The sequence below is a fragment of the Paraburkholderia sp. genome, from assembly GCF_024281035.1.
GTDB lineage: Bacteria > Pseudomonadota > Gammaproteobacteria > Burkholderiales > Burkholderiaceae > Paraburkholderia.
On sequence record NZ_JAMXLH010000029.1, the window covers coordinates 346,910 to 365,301 of the forward strand.

At 64.3% G+C, this 18,392-nt stretch carries 16 protein-coding genes and 1 other RNA gene; 10 read left to right on the forward strand and 7 right to left on the reverse strand.

Annotated elements, in window-relative coordinates:
• Positions 1-61 precede the first annotated feature (61 nt).
• From recR to Q0L30_RS10675, 5 genes are all read right to left on the reverse strand, one after another.
• Positions 62-658, reverse strand: coding sequence for a recombination mediator RecR (recR, locus tag Q0L30_RS10655; RefSeq protein ID WP_296654694.1), 597 nt, complete (start codon positions 656-658; stop codon positions 62-64).
• A 134-nt stretch (positions 659-792) separates the two neighbouring features.
• The gene (locus Q0L30_RS10660; RefSeq protein WP_296654695.1) at positions 793-1,119 is read right to left on the reverse strand and encodes a YbaB/EbfC family nucleoid-associated protein; all 327 of its coding nucleotides are present in this window, start codon (positions 1,117-1,119) and stop codon (positions 793-795) included.
• Between the two features lie 70 nt (positions 1,120-1,189).
• Positions 1,190-3,559, reverse strand: a complete 2,370-nt coding sequence (locus Q0L30_RS10665; RefSeq protein WP_296654697.1) for a DNA polymerase III subunit gamma/tau — start codon at positions 3,557-3,559, stop codon at positions 1,190-1,192.
• A 276-nt stretch (positions 3,560-3,835) separates the two neighbouring features.
• An RNA gene (gene ffs, locus Q0L30_RS10670) (signal recognition particle sRNA small type) lies at positions 3,836-3,934 on the reverse strand.
• 40 nt (positions 3,935-3,974) lie between these two features.
• Positions 3,975-4,160 carry a hypothetical protein gene (locus Q0L30_RS10675; RefSeq protein WP_296654699.1) on the reverse strand — a complete coding sequence of 62 codons (186 nt, stop codon included), beginning with the start codon at positions 4,158-4,160 and terminating at the stop codon, positions 3,975-3,977.
• 237 nt (positions 4,161-4,397) lie between these two features.
• Between Q0L30_RS10675 and trxA the strand changes: the two genes are divergently transcribed.
• The 10 genes from trxA (at position 4,398) to Q0L30_RS10725 (ending at position 15,028) form a co-directional block, all read left to right on the forward strand.
• Positions 4,398-4,724: a thioredoxin TrxA gene (gene trxA / locus Q0L30_RS10680; RefSeq protein WP_027797264.1), complete on the forward strand. Its 327-nt coding sequence runs from the start codon at positions 4,398-4,400 to the stop codon at positions 4,722-4,724.
• A gap of 257 nt (positions 4,725-4,981) precedes the next feature.
• Positions 4,982-6,244, forward strand: a complete 1,263-nt coding sequence (gene rho, locus Q0L30_RS10685; protein ID WP_293035914.1) for a transcription termination factor Rho — start codon at positions 4,982-4,984, stop codon at positions 6,242-6,244.
• 181 nt (positions 6,245-6,425) lie between these two features.
• On the forward strand, positions 6,426-6,968 hold the full coding sequence (locus Q0L30_RS10690; protein ID WP_296654704.1) for a MerR family transcriptional regulator: 543 nt from the start codon (positions 6,426-6,428) through the stop codon (positions 6,966-6,968).
• Entirely contained in the window at positions 6,965-8,521 is a 1,557-nt protein-coding gene (locus Q0L30_RS10695; protein WP_296654706.1) for an MFS transporter, read from the forward strand. The genes Q0L30_RS10690 and Q0L30_RS10695 overlap by 4 nt, the downstream gene beginning before the upstream one ends.
• Before the next feature lie 53 nt (positions 8,522-8,574).
• The gene (locus Q0L30_RS10700) at positions 8,575-9,411 is read left to right on the forward strand and encodes a M90 family metallopeptidase (protein ID WP_296654708.1); all 837 of its coding nucleotides are present in this window, start codon (positions 8,575-8,577) and stop codon (positions 9,409-9,411) included.
• Between the two features lie 162 nt (positions 9,412-9,573).
• Positions 9,574-9,837 carry a type B 50S ribosomal protein L31 gene (locus Q0L30_RS10705; RefSeq protein ID WP_293035906.1) on the forward strand — a complete coding sequence of 88 codons (264 nt, stop codon included), beginning with the start codon at positions 9,574-9,576 and terminating at the stop codon, positions 9,835-9,837.
• Positions 9,838-10,250: 413 nt separating this feature from the next.
• Entirely contained in the window at positions 10,251-12,005 is a 1,755-nt protein-coding gene (locus tag Q0L30_RS10710) for a glycosyltransferase family 39 protein (protein WP_296654710.1), read from the forward strand.
• Positions 12,006-12,012: 7 nt separating this feature from the next.
• Complete coding sequence (locus Q0L30_RS10715) at positions 12,013-13,416, forward strand: MATE family efflux transporter (protein WP_296654712.1); 1,404 nt, start codon at positions 12,013-12,015, stop codon at positions 13,414-13,416.
• Between the two features lie 402 nt (positions 13,417-13,818).
• Entirely contained in the window at positions 13,819-14,433 is a 615-nt protein-coding gene (locus Q0L30_RS10720; protein ID WP_296654713.1) for a helix-hairpin-helix domain-containing protein, read from the forward strand.
• 157 nt (positions 14,434-14,590) lie between these two features.
• Positions 14,591-15,028 (forward strand): YidB family protein, encoded by a 438-nt coding sequence (locus Q0L30_RS10725; RefSeq protein WP_296654715.1) that lies wholly within the window; start codon positions 14,591-14,593, stop codon positions 15,026-15,028.
• A 76-nt stretch (positions 15,029-15,104) separates the two neighbouring features.
• On the opposite strand, the gene clpB is transcribed toward Q0L30_RS10725, so the two are convergent.
• Positions 15,105-17,702 carry an ATP-dependent chaperone ClpB gene (gene clpB / locus Q0L30_RS10730; protein WP_296654717.1) on the reverse strand — a complete coding sequence of 866 codons (2,598 nt, stop codon included), beginning with the start codon at positions 17,700-17,702 and terminating at the stop codon, positions 15,105-15,107.
• A 175-nt stretch (positions 17,703-17,877) separates the two neighbouring features.
• A complete protein-coding gene (locus Q0L30_RS10735; RefSeq protein WP_296654718.1) occupies positions 17,878-18,381 on the reverse strand; it encodes an Rrf2 family transcriptional regulator in 504 nt (167 codons plus the stop codon).
• Between the last annotated feature and the right edge of the window lie 11 nt (positions 18,382-18,392).

The following is an 18,392-nucleotide window of genomic DNA, read 5'->3' on the forward strand; positions in this document are numbered from 1 at the left end:
TCTCCTTGCTTGCTTCGATGCGCGCTGCGCGACGCTCGGCGCGTGCGGCAATATTCTCGGGTTACATCGAGCGTCGGTCGATCATCGCGCGCGCGATCGTGCCCGCGTCGACGTATTCGAGTTCGCCGCCCACCGGCACGCCGCGCGCGAGGCGCGTGACGCTCAGGCCGCGCGCCTTCAGCGCCTGGCCGAGGTAGTGCGCGGTGGCTTCGCCTTCGTTCGTGAAGTTGGTTGCGAGCACGACTTCCTTGACGATGCCGTCCGAGGCCCGCTTCACGAGGCGGTCAAAATGGATCTCTTTGGGGCCGATGCCGTCGAGCGGACTCAAATGCCCCATCAGCACGAAATACAGGCCGTGCCATGTCATGGTCTGTTCGAGCATGATCTGGTCGGCGGGTGTTTCGACGACGCACAGCAGCGTGGGATCGCGCTCCTCGTCGAGACACGTTTCGCAGACCTGAGCTTCGGTGAACGTGTTGCACTTCTCGCAGTGTTTCAGGTGCTCGGTGGCGAACATGAGCGCCCGGCCGAGTTTTTCGGCACCTTCACGGTCGTGCTGCATCAGGTGATAGGCCATGCGCTGCGCCGACTTCGGCCCGACGCCGGGCAACGCGCGCAGCGCCTCGACAAGCGCTGCCAGGGCGGAAGGTTGTTTCATGCGGATTCAGCGTGGCGAATCGATGGATCTTGCGGCGTGAAGCCGCAAACTGGGCGAACAGGGCGAACGACGCATGGCGCGGCCCTGTGAAAAACGGGCCGCGGCGCAAACGCGCGCGACCCGCCTGTACGGCATCAGAACGGCAGCTTGAAGCCCGGGGGCAGCGGCAGACCGGCGGTCATGCCGCCCATCTTTTCCTGCGACGTGGCTTCGGCCTTGCGCACTGCGTCGTTGAACGCCGCTGCGACGAGGTCTTCGAGCATGTCCTTGTCGTCCGCGAGCAGGCTCGGGTCGATCGTCACGCGGCGCACGTCGTTGCGGCACGTCATCGTCACCTTGACCAGACCGGCGCCCGCCTGACCCTCGACCTCGATCTGGGCAAGCTGCTCCTGCATCTTCTTCATGTTTTCCTGCATCTGCTGGGCCTGCTTCATCAGCCCGGCTATTTGACCTTTCATCATGATCGTGACTCCTTCTGGATCGTTTGTATTCGGAAAAGCGCACGGCACATGTGGCGCCGCGCGCCGCAAATCAATGGGCGGCCTGGCCGCTGCCCGGCGCCGCGTCGAGCGCGACGGGGCGAATCGAACCCGGCACGATGCTCGCGCCGAAGTCTCGAATCAGTTGCTGGACGAACGGGTCCGCGCCGATCTCGCGTTCGGCGTCACGTTGACGCCCGGCGCGCGCGGCCGCGTCGAGCGCGGCAGCCGTGCGGCGCGCGGGGCCTACCACCACCGCAACGTCCACATCCTTGCCGAGCCGCTCGGCAAGCGCCGCCTTCAGTTTCGCGACCTGCGAGGCTTCCGCGTACTGCGGCACCGGCACGCTCAGCTTGAGCACCGCGCCGTCCAGTGCGGTCAGTTCACTATTGAATGCGAGCTGGTACGAGATGCCCTTGAGCGGCAGCGTCGCGGCAAGCGCGGGCCAGTCGCCCGTGAAGCCGATCGCGTCGAGCGCAATGCCCGCCGGCAGCTTGCTGACATCCACGACGGCCGCCGCAGGCGCGGCGGTGCGCTGTGCTGCCGGTTCGCTGTCGTATGCCGGCACGAAGCCGTCGTCGGGCGATGCGAAATAAGCGTCGTCGGCGCCGAGGGGCACGTAGTCGTCGGGCGGAATGTCGTCCCATGGCGGCGCCGAGGCGGCGTCCTGGGCGCTCGCGTCACGGGCCGGCTGACGCTGCTGCGCTTCCTGCGCGGCGGCAGCGCGGCGGGCGGGGTCCGGCGTCGGCACCTTTACCTCGGCGCGCGGCGCGGCGGATCTGGGCGCGGCAGCGGGTGCGCTGGCCGCGGCGCGGCTACCGCGATCGGCCGATACGCGCATGCCCTTGCTGCGCAGTACATCGAGTGCCGCGCTTGCGCCGCCACGCACACCGGATGCCTCGGCCGCGCTCGCTGCCGCATCGGGCTCGGCTTGCTGTTCGGGCTCGGCCGGTTTTGCCTCGACTGGCGTTGTCGCCGCCACAGGCGCCTCGTTCCGAATTTCGGATGACGCGTCCGGCGCGCCGGTTTGAATCTCAGATTGCACCTCGGCCTGCGCCTCAGTTTGCCCCTCGTCAGCCGATTCCCACGGCGGCATGACGCGCGGAGCAGTGGGCGTCGCCGCTACGCCAACTTCATCGGCGTTCGGCACAGCCGCGGGTTTGTCCGCTTCCACCGGGAGCGCCCGCGGTGCAGCGGATTGCACCACCGCAGCCGGACGAGGTGCTTGTGCCGCAGCGCTGGAGGCGGAGTTCGCCAGTGCAGGCGCAGCCGCCCTCGCCCCGGAACTCGCCGCTGCAGGCTTCGACGCCGGCGCACTGCCGACATTGCCCGCGCCCGTCGACGGCTCGAATGCAAGCATGCGCAGCAGGGTCATCGTGAAACCCGCGTATTCGTCGGGCGCGAGTCCCAGCTCGCTGCGTCCAAGCGTCGCGATCTGATAGAACAGTTGAACCTGCTCAGGCGAGAGTTCGGCGGCGAAGCGGCGCAGATCCGCCGCTTCCGGCCACTCTTCAAGCACCGACGCCGGCGCGAACTGCGCCCACGCAATACGGTGAAAGAGACTTGCGAGATCCTGCAGCGCCGTCGAAAACGACAGGCTGCGCAATGCCATTTCGTCTGCGATCGCGAGTACGGCCGCGCCGTCGCTCGCGACAAGCGCGTCGATCAGGCGGATCAGATAGCTTTGATCGAGCGCGCCAAGCATGCCGCGCACGGCCTCCTCGGTCACCTGATTCGCGGAATAGGCGATCGCCTGGTCGGTCAACGAGAGCGCGTCGCGCATCGAGCCGTCGGCGGCGCGGGCGAGCAGACGCAGCGCCTGCGGCTCGAATTCGACCTTCTCTTCGCCGAGGATATGCGTCAGATGCTCGACGATGTTCGCCGCGGGCATCTGCTTCAGATTGAACTGCAGGCAGCGCGACAGCACCGTGACCGGAATTTTCTGCGGATCGGTGGTCGCGAGAATGAACTTGACGTGCGGCGGCGGCTCTTCCAGCGTCTTCAGCATCGCGTTGAAGGCGTGGTTCGTCAGCATGTGCACTTCGTCGATCATGTAGACCTTGAAGCGCGCATCCACCGGTGCATAGACGGCGCGCTCGAGCAGCGCGGCCATTTCGTCGACGCCGCGATTGCTCGCCGCGTCCATTTCGACGTAGTCGACGAAGCGGCCTTCATCGATCTCCCGGCACGCGCGGCACACGCCGCACGGCTTCGATGTCACGCCGGTCTCGCAGTTGAGTGCCTTGGCGAAGATGCGCGACAGCGTCGTTTTGCCCACGCCGCGCGTGCCTGTGAAGAGGTACGCGTGATGCAGGCGGCCGCCGTCGAGTGCATGCGTGAGCGCGCGCACCACGTGCTCCTGTCCGACGAGCGAAGCGAAGTCCTTCGGTCGCCACTTGCGTGCGAGAACTTGATAGGTCATCGGGAAATTGTATCAGCATCGCCTGCGCGAACAGGTGATTCGGCAAGGCGCAAACGCACAGCCCGCGGCGCCCAGGCACGGCACGCGCGAGTGCTGCGAAAGAGACGGAACCGGTTGCTGACGCGCATGCAAATCTCGCCATCGAAATGCTGACCACCGACGATCACGCAAGCGCTGCCAAAGCCGTGCCGGACGCGGCAAAACCAAGAGTAACTCGAACGGGAAACGACGAGGTAACGAAGTGGCGGACTGGAGAACAGCAGGAAGAAAGTTGAAGGTGACGAGCCTGACCCTCGGCACTGGCGGAAAACGGCTGTGGCTGCTTCGTTCCCGACCTGACCAGGTTGACCGCCCCTCCATGCGAGGAGGCCCGTCACGGCGCATTCTAGCATTGGTTGCGCTGCAATGCGAACCCTCATCCGAAAAGTCGCACCGCGCGCGCTGGTGCAGTAAAAGGCGGCAGGATCAGCGGCACCAACGCGGCGCGCCGCAATATCGCTGTGCGGGCAACCGCGCCGACCTTTATAAAGAGCGCGATCGCGACGCGCGCATTGATCGAGCGCAGTCCTTGCGCACAGGCCGAAAAAAGCCCGCCGGGCATGCCCCGCGAGGCCGGACCGCTGCGGCATGCATACGCACTATCGCCGTCGGCAATGCATAGGGATTTAGGCTACACTGGCGTCGGCAATGGGCTGCGCCGTGCACAACGGCGTGTGAGGCCCGTGCGGGGTCCGCGCGGATCGGGCATGCCGTTCTGGTGGCCCCGGATAAGTTTTCAGTTTTGGTGTATCGTGGCGAGCAATTCAGTCAGCCTCGATTCGAAAGAGGTATTCATACAATGAGCGAACAAATCAAGCACATCAGCGACGCATCGTTCGAACAGGACGTCGTGAAATCTGACAAACCCGTTTTGCTGGACTTCTGGGCCGAATGGTGCGGCCCGTGCAAGATGATCGCGCCGATTCTCGATGAAGTCGCGAAGGATTACGGCGATCGCCTGCAAATCGCGAAGATCAATGTCGACGAACACCAGTCGACGCCGGTGAAGTTCGGCGTGCGCGGCATCCCGACGCTGATCCTCTTCAAGAACGGCGCTGTCGCCGCGCAAAAGGTCGGCGCACTCTCCAAGTCGCAACTGACCGCGTTCCTGGACAGCCACCTGTAATTCCCCCTACCCGCCGCGCCGCGTATTTCCTCTCAACGGACCCGCGTGCTGGCGGCGATGAAATAACGGTGCGTGTTGTCCGACGACAACACGCACCGCAAAAACACGCTGGCTCCCAACACTGGCAGCTTTTGGCGTGTGCTATGCTAGAATTCATAACGCGTCTATCCGGCGCCATATAAAGTCCTAGAGCGGTTCCGCTCGCTTCTTTCCCCCAGACCTCTTTTCGTCGCAGTCCTCCCCGACGGGTTCTCCGTATGCATCTTTCCGAGCTTAAGTCTCTGCATGTCTCCGAATTGATCGAGATGGCCAATGGCCTCGAGATCGAAAGTGCGAACCGCCTGCGCAAGCAGGAACTGATGTTCGCGATTTTAAAAAGGCGCGCCAAGACTGGCGAAACGATCTTCGGTGACGGCACGCTCGAAGTGCTCCCGGACGGCTTCGGATTCCTGCGCTCGCCGGAAACGTCGTATCTCGCGAGCACGGACGATATCTATATCAGCCCGTCGCAGATCCGCCGCTTCAACCTGCACACCGGCGACACGATCGAAGGCGAAGTCCGCACGCCCAAGGACGGCGAACGCTACTTCGCGCTCGTGAAGGTGGACAAGGTCAACGGCCAGCCGCCCGAGGCCTCGAAGCACAAGATCATGTTCGAGAATCTCACGCCGCTGCACCCGAACAAGGTGCTGCTGCTCGAGCGTGAGATGCGCGGCGAGGAGAACGTGACGGGCCGCATCATCGACATGATCGCGCCCATCGGCAAAGGCCAGCGCGGCCTGCTCGTCGCCTCGCCCAAGTCGGGCAAGACCGTGATGCTTCAGCACATCGCGCACGCCATCAAGCAGAACCATCCCGATGTCGTGCTGTTCGTGCTGCTCATCGACGAGCGTCCGGAAGAAGTGACCGAAATGCAGCGTTCGGTGGCAGGCGAAGTGATCGCCTCGACCTTCGACGAACCGGCTGCGCGCCACGTGCAAGTGGCGGAAATGGTCATCGAAAAGGCCAAGCGCCTCGTCGAAATGAAGCATGACGTCGTGATCCTGCTCGATTCGATCACGCGTCTTGCCCGTGCGTACAACACGGTCGTACCGGCCTCGGGCAAGGTGCTCACGGGCGGTGTCGACGCCAACGCGCTGCAGCGTCCGAAGCGCTTCTTCGGCGCGGCGCGCAACATCGAGGAAGGCGGCTCGCTCACGATCATCGGCACGGCGCTTATCGAAACCGGCAGCCGTATGGACGACGTGATCTACGAAGAATTCAAGGGCACCGGCAACATGGAAGTGCACCTCGAACGCCGTCTCGCGGAAAAGCGCGTCTACCCGTCGATCAACCTCAACAAGTCGGGCACGCGTCGCGAAGAACTGCTCATCAAGCCGGATATCCTTCAGAAGATCTGGGTGCTGCGCAAGTTCATCCACGACATGGACGAAGTCGAAGCGATGGAATTCCTGCTCGACAAGATTCGCCAGACGAAGAGCAATTCCGAATTCTTCGAAATGATGCGCCGCGGCGGCTAACACCCGTCAGCCTCGCCCCGAACGCCCGCGCCAAGCGGGCGTTTTCATTTCCGCCGCCGTTTTTGCGCGGCATCCCGCCTTTCCACCTTCCGATGTGCGGCGGGTACAACATGCACGTGAACGTTCACGTTGTACTACAATGCGGCAAATTGACATGTCGCCGCCCGTGCCCGCATCACCGATGACCAAGCCCCCCCACACGAATTCCCCCGTGCTGCTCACCGTTGGTGACGCCGCACTCCGGTTGAACGTCACGCCGCGCACGCTCAAGTATTACGAGGAACGCGGTCTCGTCATGCCCACGCGCAGCGAAGGCCGCTACCGCCTCTACGACGAGCAGAACCTCGAACAGTTCGCGCGCATCCTGCGGTTGCGCTCGCTGGGTTTTTCGCTGCACGGCATCGCGGAGATGCTCAAACGCCCGCTCGAACCTGGCGTGGACGGCCGTCGGCGTTACTCGCAGGATTCGCTTCAGCATATCGCCGACGCGCTGGCGCAGCAGATCGATACGCTCGACGCGCGCATCGCCGCCGTGCGCCGCGAACTCAAGGAAGCGCAGACCGTGCGCGCCGAACTCGCGGACGACCTCGATTACCTGAACAAGCGCCTCGCAGGCGTGCCTTACGAGGCGGTGATCGACGAGCGTCTCGCCGCAAAGAAACGCCGCAGCACAGGGAACGCGCGACGCCGGACCACCGCCGGAAACGGCGACGCCTCTTCATGAGCACCACCGGATCGCGCCAACCGCTCTTTAGCGGCGAGCGGCTACGCGGCGACTTTTTCCCGTGGGTGCTTGCGCTCGCAACCGGTCTCGATTACTTCGACAACGCGATCTTTTCGTTCTTCGCGAGCTATATCGCAGGCGGCATCAACGCCTCGCCCGATGAACTCGTCTGGTCGTCGAGCGCGTACGCCGTCGCGGCCGTGCTCGGCATCCTGCAGCAGCAGTGGTGGGTCGAGCGTGTCGGCTACCGGCGCTACGTGAGCAGTTGTCTGCTGCTTTACGCGGCGGGCTCCGTGATCGCCGCGCTCTGCGCATCGTCGTCCGGGCTCGCCTTTGCACGCGGCTTTCAGGGTTACTTCATCGGCCCGATCATGGGCACCTGCCGCATCCTCATCCAGAGCAGTTTCACGCCGCAGCAGCGCCCGCCGGCCACACGCGCATTTCTCTCGATGCTCGTGCTCTCCACCGCGCTCGCGCCGCTCGCCGGCGGCCTGCTCGTTTCGCATTTCGACTGGCGCGCGCTCTTCGCCTGTACCGCGCCCGCAGGCGTCCTGTTCGCCGCACTCGCGTTTTTCGCCCTACCCGACTCGGGTCACGTGGAGCCCGAGGAACGCGGAGAGTCGCATTTCTGGCCCTACATCGTCTTCGCGTTCGCGCAGGGCGCGCTCCAGATCGCCATGCAACAGGTTCGCTTCGAGCTGTTCAGCCGGTCCCCCGAGCTGGTCGTGCTGACCGTGGCCGGTATCGGCTCGCTCGCATGGTTCGGCTGGAATCAGTGGCATCACCCCAGACCACTCGTGCGGCTGCATGCGCTACGCGAAAAGACCTTTCAGGTCGGCCTGCTGCTCTACATGATTTACTACTATCAAAGCACGGCGCTCAGTTACCTGATCTCACGTTTTCTCGAGGGCGGCCTCAACTATCCGGTGGAAAACGCGGGCCGGCTCACCGGCATTACGTCGCTCATTTCGGCTTCCGCCCTTCTCCTGTACTTCCGCTACGCGAAACGCCTGACGCGCAAGAAGTGGATCATCGTGCCCGGTTTCGCGCTCGCGGCCCTCGTCGCTTTCTGGATGACGCGGATGCCGCCCGATGTCAGCGAATCGCGGCTCATCGCCCCCCTGCTGCTGCGCGGCCTTCTCCTGCTCTTCATCGTGGCGCCGGTCGCGAACGTCACGTTCAGCATCTTCGCGATCGAGGAGTTCACGCACGGCTACCGCCTCAAGAACATCGTCCGGCAGTTGACGATCTCGTTCGCCACGGCCACGGTCATCATCGTCGAGCAGCATCGGCTCGCGCTGCACCAGTCGCGGCTCGCGGAATCGGTGAATCCGTTCAATCCCGCGTTCCAGAACACCCTCGCGACGCTGACGCACGGTTTCGAAGCCCTTGGCAACACGCCCGGCGAAGCGTACGGCCTCGCAATCGTGGAGATCAACCGCATGGTCGCGCAGCAGGCGAGCTTCCTGAGTTCGCTCGACGGGTTTTATTTCCTCATCGGCGTGGCCATCTGCGGTGGTATCTTTGCAGCCTGCCAGAAGCAGATCGACTGACGCTTTCACGCTACCGCGCAGCAACTCATTCCACCTCACGACGCAACCCGGCGATGCTATCGAAACTGTCCCAGTGGTTCGGCACGCGCCGCCGCGACAAGGCGTTGCGCACGCACGCGATCGACGACGCGCTCTGGCAGGCCACGCTCGACGGCCTGCCGTTCCTCGCGCATCTCGATGCCGCCGGTCTCGCGCGCCTGCGCGAGCTGACGAGCCTCTTCCTCGCGCAAAAGGAATTTTCGACCGCGCACGATCTCGAACTGACCGACCGCATGACAGTCGCGATTGCCGTACAGGCATCGCTGCCGGTGCTGAACCTGTCGCTCGATCTGTATCGTGGCTGGGTCGGCGTGATCGTGTATCCAGGCGAGTTCGTGATCCGCAAAACCGTCGAGGATGAGGACGGCGTGATTCACGAGGTCGAGCAGGACGCGAGCGGCGAAGCGTGGGAAGGCGGTCCAGTGATCCTATCGTGGGAAGACGCGCAAATGACCGGCGGCGCCGACGCCTACAACGTCGTGATCCACGAATTCGCGCACAAGATCGACATGGTGAACGGCGAGGCGGACGGTCATCCGCCGCTTTTTCGCCGCTGGCACGCGCCGCTCGATGCGCACGCCTGGGCTGACGTCTTCGACAACGCCTACGACCAGTTTTGTGCGAAAGTCGACGCCGTGCCGCAGCGGCGCTGGGCGCGCTTCGAGCGCGAAGCGCTGATCGATCCCTATGCAGCCGACCACCCGTCGGAGTTTTTCGCCGTGTGCAGCGAGGCCCTGTTCGTGAAGCCACACGAATTCGAATCCGAGTATCCGGAGCTTTACCGGCTGCTCGCCCGCTATTACCGGCAGGATCCTGCGCGAGTCGGCGCTCTGGCCGGTTTCGGCGAGTAGCGCCGCAAAAATTCGCCAACAGACTGATTTTCTGGCATAATCGCCGTTTTTCGACCTTGGGCAAGTGGCTCGCGCCATGTTCGTTACAAGCAATCGCCCGTGCAGGGTTGCACGTGAATTGCTGGCGCGCGGGTTGGCTACCGCCAGATTTAAGGACAGACCATGAAAGAAGGCATTCACCCGGATTACCGCGAAGTCCTGTTCGTCGACGTTTCGAACGACTTCAGGTTCGTGACCCGCTCGACCATCCAGACGCGCGAAACCGCCGAATTCAACGGCAAGACGTACCCGCTCGCGAAGATCGAAGTCTCGTCGGAATCGCATCCGTTCTACACGGGCACGCAAAAGATCATGGACACGGCCGGCCGTGTCGAGAAGTTCAACAAGAAGTTCGGCGCACGCGCCACGGGCAAGGTCGCGAAGTAAATTTCGCGAATCACCTGAACCGGCCTTCGCGCCGGTCCCGGAGCAAAAAGGGCAGCAGTCGCTGCCCTTTTTTGTTGCCCCGCCGCTGGCTGCGCCCGCACTGTCAGGCAACGCGCGCCGTGATGTTGCCGGATTGCGATCTAACGCAACTTCGACGCAACTTCGACGCAACTTTGAAGCAACGCTCAACGTGACGCCCTGCGGCTCACCCGGCTAGAATGCCGGATGCTTCGGCCCCCGCCCGCTCCTGCGCGCCTGGCACGTCCCACGGCCCGGATCCCGGTGAACCGGGCGATCCGCGATCGCTGTCCCTCCCGGCTTGCCGCTGCCGCAAGAAGTGGCACGGTCGTGCCGCAGTCGTGGCGCAACCAGCCTGCGCAAACCGGTCCGCTTATCCGTTTTTTTCGTACTGAATGAAGCCAGCCATTCGACTGACCGCCTCCGCCACCAGCGCCCTGCCGCGCTGGGTGTTGCTGGCTATCTGTATCGCGTTCGCGTCGTTCGGCCTGTTTGGCCGCGATCCATGGAAAAACGAGGACGCAGCCGGCTTCGGCGTGATGTGGACCATGGCGGGCGGCACCTCTCACGACTGGCTGCTGCCGAACCTCGTCGGCAAGTACGCCACCGAAAACGGTCCGCTCGGCTATTGGCTCGGCGCGCTCTGCATCCGCGTTTTCGCACCGTGGGTGGACGCGAGCAATGCGTCGCGCATCGCCACCGGGTTGCTGTTCTGTCTCGCCTGCGCGTTCGTCTGGTACAGCGCGTATCTGCTGGGCCGCCGCCCCGAAGTCCAGCCATTCAAATACGCATTCGGCGGCGAGCCCGAGCCGCGCGACTACGGTCGCACGCTTGCCGACGGCGCGCTCCTGATCCTGCTCGCATGCTTTGGCCTCGCCGAGCGCGGCCACGAAACGACACCACAGCTCATGCAGTTCGCCGGCATGGCGATGTTGCTGTACGGCGTCGTACGCTCGATCGACAAACCCATTCAGGGCGCGCTCTGGTGGGGTTTCTCACTCGGCATCGTGGCGCTCTCAAGCGATCTGGTGCAGGCGGGCGCGCTGCTGGCCGGCACGCTCGTGATGCTCGTCGTCGCGCCCAGGACGCGCTCGCACTGGCTGCTCGTGGCCGGATTGCCGGTTGCGCTGATCCTCTCGGCGTCGTGGCCGATCCTCGCGCTGCAGCGCTATCCCGACGACGCCGCGTGGTTCCTCAACCAGTGGATCCGGTTGAGCCTCAACGCCTTCTCCGGGCCGCCGGGCTTCGTGCTGCATTACGCCGCCAAGAACCTGCCGCTCTTCACCTGGCCCGCGTGGCCGCTCGCCTTATGGGCCTGGTTCAGTTGGGCGGGCCTGCGCCGCGCGCCGCACATCGCGATTCCGCTGTCGGTCATCCTGCCGCTATTGCTGCTCGTAGCCGTGCAGAGCCACGAGACGAATCGCATCTTCATGATCGTGCTGCCCGCGCTGTCGGTGCTGGCCGCTTTCGCGCTGCCCACGCTCAAGCGCGGCGCGATCAACGCCATCGACTGGTTCGCGGTACTGAGCTTCACGATCCTCAGCACCTTCGTGTGGCTCGTGTGGCTCGCGGGCATGACCGGCTTTCCGGCTCCGCTCGCACGCAATCTCGCGCGCCTCGCGCCCGGCTTCTCGCCGCAGTTCAACTTTCTCTCGTTCGCGTGCGCCGTCGTCGTGACGCTCTTCTGGATCGGACTCGTCCAGTGGCGCGTGTCGCGGCATCCGAAGGTGTTGTGGCGCAGCGTCGTGCTCTCGAGCGCCGGCACGACCCTGATGTGGGTCCTGCTGATGACGCTCTGGCTGCCCGTCGTCAACTACAGCCGTACGTATCGCGACGTCGCGCAGCAGATCGCCGCCCACCTGCCCGCCGATTACGCGTGCATCTCCCCGGTCAGGCTCGGTGACGCCCAGATCGCGACCTTCGCCTACTTCGGCAAGATGCACTTCTCGTTCGACGAGGAATGCGACGTGATCCTGCGCCAGGACACCCCGGCCTACGTCGCACCGGCTTCGCCGCCGAACTACGCGTGGAAGCTCGTCTGGGAAGGCCGCCGCGCCGCCGACCGCGACGAGCAATTCCGCCTGTATGTGCGCATCGACCGGCCGCAGACGCCGCCGAAGCGCCGCGCCTGGCGCAAGCGCCCGGACTGACGGCGTCGTGACAGGCACCGTCGCAGGCACAGCCGCAGGCACCCTCGCCAGCGACGTCCGCCGCATCGCCGGACTCGCCTGGCCGGTCCTGATCGGTCAGCTTGCGATCATCGCGTTCGGTGTGATCGATACGGCAATGGTCGGGCGTTATTCGGCACTCGACCTCGCGGCGCTCGGGCTCGGCTCGTCGATCTATATCTCCGTCTATATCAGCCTCACCGGCATTCTGACCGCGCTGCAGCCCATCGCGGCGCAACTCTACGGCGCGCAGCGGGACGGGGAGATCGGCGAAGAAGTGCGTCAGTCATTCTGGCTCGCGCTCGTGCTTGCGGTGATCGGTTGCGCGATCCTGTATTTTCCCGATCCGCTGCTCGACCTCGCGCACGCACCCGTCGCGCTGCGCGAGCGCACCGTCGACTATCTGCGGATACTCGCGTTCGGGCTGCCTGCCAGCCTGCTGTTTCGCATCTACAGTTCGCTCGCCAATGCGGTCGGGCGGCCGCGCCTCGTGATGGTCCTGCAGGTGGGCGCGCTCGTGCTGAAGGTGCTGCTCAATCGCTGGCTCATCTTCGGCGGGCTCGGCGTGAGCGCGCTCGGCGGCCCCGGCTGCGCACTCGCGAGCACGGCGCTCAATTGGGCACTCGCCATCCTCGCCGCCGTCACAATGACGAAGCTCGACGTGTTCGCGCCGTTCGGCATCTTCAGGCACGTCTGCTGGCCCAGCTGGAAGCGTCAGGCGGAACTGCTCAAGCTCGGCATTCCGATGGGGCTCTCGTATCTGATCGAGGTGACGTCGTACACCTTCATGGCGATCTTCATCGCGCGGCTCGGCACGACGACACTCGCGGGCCACCAGATCGCGGGCAATCTCGGCGCAGTGCTGTACATGACACCGCTCTCGATCGGCGTCGCAACCTCGACGCTCGTCGCCCAGGCGCTCGGCGGCAACCGGCCCGCCGAGGCGCGCACGCTCGCGCGGCACGGCATTGCGACCGCCGTGACGATCGCGTGCTGCTTCGCGCTGGCTGTGTTCGTGCTGCGGCCGCTCATCATCGGCGGCTATACGCCGGACCCCGCCGTGGCCGTCGCCGCCATGCCGCTCGTGACCATCGTCGCGCTCTATCACGTGTTCGATGCGCTCCAGGTCACGACGGCGTTTGCGCTGCGCGCCTACAAGGTCGTCATCGTTCCGACCGTGATCTATGCGGTCGCGCTCTGGGGCGTCGGGCTCGGCGGGGGCTATGCGCTCGGTTTCAACGTGATCGGTACGCTCCCCGACTGGGCCACCGGTGCACGCGGCTTCTGGCTGGCCAACATGGCGAGCCTCGTGATCGCCGGTGCCGGGCTCGCGGTTTATCTCTCGCGCGTGAGCGTGCGGCATTTGCGCACGAGCGGCATCGCGGGGCAGTAAACCGCCATACCCCCCCCCTTCGATGGCCTGCGCCGCTTTATGCGCGCCCATCGCTGTCACCCGTCGTCGCCCATCCTCACCACCCGGCCGTCGCCGGGGCGCGCCGCATCTCGCGTGCCACGCCATGCCCGCGAATCCCGCAACCCAGCTGCGAAACCCCGCCTCGCACCCCATCGCATCTGCGCCGCCGTTGCGGCCCCGCATCCCCCAAGTGCACAATGCGCGGAAGCGTCAAAGACTGCGCGACGCGAATGATTCGTCACGGAACGACCGGTAGAATCGGAGCGCTTCCCGTCCACGGATACGCCAACTGTCCTATCCTTGTAGCGCAGCACACCAAATAGATGCAGATGCGTCGTCCGTTCCCGGCTTACAGAATTTGCCCTCAATGGAGTGATTGTCATGCTGAAAAAGCTGCTGATGTTGCTGGTCGCACTTGGGCTGTCGCTGTCCGCGCTGATGGCGAGCGCCGTGGAGGTGAACACCGCGGATGAAACCGCACTCGAATCCGTCAAAGGCATCGGCCCGGCCCACGCAAAGGCAATCCTCGACGAACGCGCGAAACACGGCCCGTTCAAGGACGCCGACGATCTCGTGAACCGCGTCAAGGGCATCGGCCCGAAGTCGATACTGAACCTCGAAGCCGCGGGCCTGACGATCAACGGATCGTCGGCGCCGCCGAACGGCAAGACGACCACGACGACGAAGGGCGGCAAGGCGGCCACCAGCGCCGCTCCCGCCGCTGCAGCGGCGACAGGCACGACAGCCACGGCGCCGAATCCGACGACATCGGCTCAGACGGGTGCGGTGGCAACCGCACCGCAGGCTGCATCGGCCGCGAACGCAGGCAAGCCGAAGCACATGAGCAAGAAGGAAAAGGCCGCCGAAGCCGCGAGCGCAGCCAAAGCCGGCACCGCTGCCTCCGCACCGGGCGCCGCTTCGGAACCCAAGGCGAAGAAGTCCGGCAAGTCGAAGAAGAGCAAGGCTGCATCCGACGCAGCCGCTTCGGGCGCCTGATTTTCAGCGCCTGTCTGTTGGCGGATTCCGGCCGAGGCCGCTTGTGCCGATGGCGCCAATGGTGCCGACGCCGGTCCGCAACGCACGGCACACCTTGCGTGTGCCGCCCGATTTTCGGCCTCGCCCCCCGACGCGGCCATCACCCTGAGAGAACGTCATGAGTCTGCTAGATACCCTCGGTTCCCTGTTCGGTTCGTCGTCGCAACAGCCTGGCGGCAACCAGGCCCAACTCATCGCGATGGCGACAGAGTTCGTCAACAACCAGCCGGGCGGCCTGAACGGCCTCATCCAGAAGTTCCAGCAAGGCGGCCTCGGCGACGTCGTGCAATCGTGGGTCGGCACCGGCGACAATCAGGCGATTTCGCCGGATCAACTGCACAACGTCCTTGGCTCCGACGTGGTCTCCGGCCTCGCGCAGAAGGCCGGCATCCAGCCGGATCAGGTGAGCGGCCTGCTCGCCCAGGTCCTGCCGCACGTCGTCAATGCAGCCACGCCCAACGGTGAAGTGCCCGCCGACGGCCAGATCAACACCAGCAACATACTCGGCACGCTCGGCAATCTCGCCTCCCTCTTCGGCGGCAACAAGTCTTCATAAGCTGAGTTCGTTCGCGAGAGCATGAAAAAAGGGCAACGGAAAAACTCCGTTGCCCTTTTTGCTGGCGTTGGCGCGCTCAGTGCATGACGCGCTCGAACACGAACTGGCCGTTGTGGATGTCGACCGGAATCACATCCTTCGGCCCGAACTTGCCCGCGAGAATCAGCTTGGCGATCGGATTCTCGATCTCCTGCTGGAGCGCGCGCTTGAGCGGCCGCGCACCGAACAGCGGGTCGTAGCCGACCTTGGCGATCTGATCCAGCGCTTCATCCGACACCGCGAGCTCCATGTCGAGCTTCTCCAGACGCTCGCGCAGACGCTGCAACTGGATCTTCGCGATCGACTGGATGTTCGCGCGATCAAGCGCATGGAACACCACGACCTCGTCGATCCGGTTCAGGAACTCGGGGCGGAACTGCTGTTTCACTTCGCCCCACACCGCATCCTTCACCGCGTCCTGCGGCTCGCCCGCCATCGCCTGGATGAGGTGCGAACCGAGGTTCGACGTCATCACGATCACCGTGTTCTTGAAGTCCACGGTGCGGCCCTGGCCATCGGTCATGCGGCCATCGTCGAGCACTTGCAGCAGCACGTTGAACACATCCGGATGCGCCTTCTCGATTTCGTCGAGCAGGATCACGCTATACGGTTTGCGACGCACGGCCTCGGTGAGATAACCGCCTTCCTCGTAGCCGACATAGCCCGGGGGCGCGCCGATCAAACGCGCGACGCTGTGCTTCTCCATGAACTCGCTCATGTCGATGCGGATGAGGTGCTCCTCCGAATCGAACAGGAAGCCCGCGAGCGCCTTGCACAGCTCGGTCTTGCCGACGCCCGTCGGCCCGAGGAACAGGAACGAGCCGTACGGCCGGTTCGGGTCCGCGAGGCCCGCGCGCGAACGGCGGATCGCATCGGCGACAGCGGTGATCGCCTCGTCCTGCCCGACCACGCGCTCGTGCAGCTTCTGCTCGATCTGCAGCAGCTTTTCGCGTTCGCCCTGCATCATGCGCGACACAGGAATGCCGGTCGAGCGCGATACGACTTCCGCGATTTCCTCGGCGCCTACTTGCGTGCGCAACAGACGCGGACGCGTCGGATTATTCTGCTCGTTCGCTTCGGCCTGCGTCACCTGTTTCAATTGCGCTTCGAGTTGCGGCAGCTTGCCGTACTGCAATTCGGCGACTTTTTCGAGCTTGCCTTCGCGCTGGAGTTTGTTGATATCGGCGCGCACGCGGTCGATCTCTTCCTTGATCTGCGCGCTGCCCTGCACCGCGGCTTTTTCCGCGGTCCAGATCTCTTCGAGATCCTTATATTCCAGACTCAGCCGATCGATCTCTTCCTCGATCAGTTGCAGACGCTTTTGCGAGGCTTCGTCCTTTTCCTTCTTGACGGCTTCGCGCTCGATCTTCAACTGAATGAGACGCCGGTCGAGCTTGTCCATCTCCTCGGGCTTCGAGTCGATTTCCATCTTGATCTTCGACGCGGCTTCGTCGATCAGGTCGATGGCCTTGTCCGGCAAGAAGCGATCGGTGATGTAACGATGCGACAGCTCCGCCGCGGCGACAATCGCGGGGTCGGTGATTTCGACGCCGTGGTGCAGCTCGTACTTCTCCTGCAGACCGCGCAGGATGGCGATGGTCGCCTCGACCGACGGCTCGTCGATGAGCACCTTCTGGAAGCGGCGCTCGAGCGCGGCATCCTTTTCGATGTACTTGCGATATTCGTCGAGCGTGGTCGCGCCGATGCAGTGCAGCTCGCCGCGCGAGAGCGCGGGCTTGAGCATGTTGCCCGCGTCCATCGCGCCTTCGGCCTTGCCTGCGCCGACCATCGTGTGAATTTCGTCGATGAAGACGATGGTCCTGCCCTCGTCCTTCGCGATGTCGTTGAGCACGGCCTTCAGGCGCTCTTCGAACTCGCCGCGATACTTCGCACCCGCGAGCAGCGCGGCCATGTCGAGCGAGAGCACGCGCTTGCCCTTGAGCGTCTCGGGCACTTCGCCGTTGACGATCCGCTGCGCGAGCCCTTCGACGATCGCCGTCTTGCCGACGCCCGGCTCGCCGATCAGCACCGGGTTGTTCTTCGTGCGCCGTTGCAGGATCTGGATCGAGCGGCGAATTTCATCGTCGCGGCCGATCACGGGGTCGAGCTTGCCCGAACGCGCGCGCTCGGTCAGATCGATCGCATATTTCTTGAGCGCTTCGCGCTGGCTTTCCGCGTCCTGGCTGTCGACCTGCGCGCCGCCGCGTACCGAAACGATCGCCGCTTCGAGCGCCTTGCGCGTGAGTCCGTGCTTGCGCGCGATCTGGCCCGCGTCGCCGCGATCTTCCGCGACGGCGAGCAGGAACATCTCGCTCGCAATATAGGTGTCGTTGAGCTTCTGGGCTTCCTTGTCCGCCTGATTGAGCAGCCCGGTCAGATCGCGGCCGATCTGCACGTTGCCGTCGGTGCCTCGCACCTGCGGCAAGCGGCTGATCGCGTCGTTGAGCGCATTCTGCAGCGCCTGGACCTGCACGCCGGCGCGCGCCATCAGCGAGCGCGCCGAACCGTCCTGCTGCGCGACGAGCGCGGCAAGCAGGTGGACGGGTTCGATGTACTGGTTATCGTGACCGACGGCAAGGCTCTGCGCGTCGGAAATGGCTTCCTGGAACTTGGTGGTGAGTTTGTCGATTCTCATTTAAAACGAGACCTCCAGTATCTTTACTGTCACCAAATCTGAGGCGCGATGCGCGAGTTTCAAGCGCCAGATACGTCATTTTTTCCGATTTATTGAATCGGGCGCACGAACGCGTTCCGGCGCTCAGTGTGGCGCCCGGAATTCGCATTCTGGAAGCAGAAGATTCAGCCGTCGATCAATGTTCGCGCGACGGATGACGTGACGCCGGATGTTTCTCCGGCAGCGGCATGAAAACGACGGGTGTAAGGCCGAGCAGACCGGCAAGTTCCACGGACGGTTGCGCCAGTTCGCCGATGGTGTGGCGGTCGAGTTCGGCGAAGAACGCCGCGCGGGCGGCCACCAGCGCGTGCTTGAGGCGGCAATGGGGTTCGATGACGCACTCGCGCTCGGTGCGGTCGTCGCGGAAACACCCGACCAGCGCGAGATCGGTCTCCGTCTGCCGAACCACTTCGCCGACGGAAAGCGAGAGCGAATTGGCCGCGAGGCGCAGCCCGCCGTTGCGTCCGCGGACCGTGTCCACCCAGCCAAGCTCGCTGAGCCGCTGAACGACTTTCATCAGATGATTCTTCGAAACGCCGTAGGCCTCGGAGATTTCCTGGATCGTCGCGAGTTCATCCCGGCGCAAAGCAAGGTACAGCATCACACGCAGCGAGTAGTCAGTGTAGTCGGTCAGTTTCATGATCGGCAGTG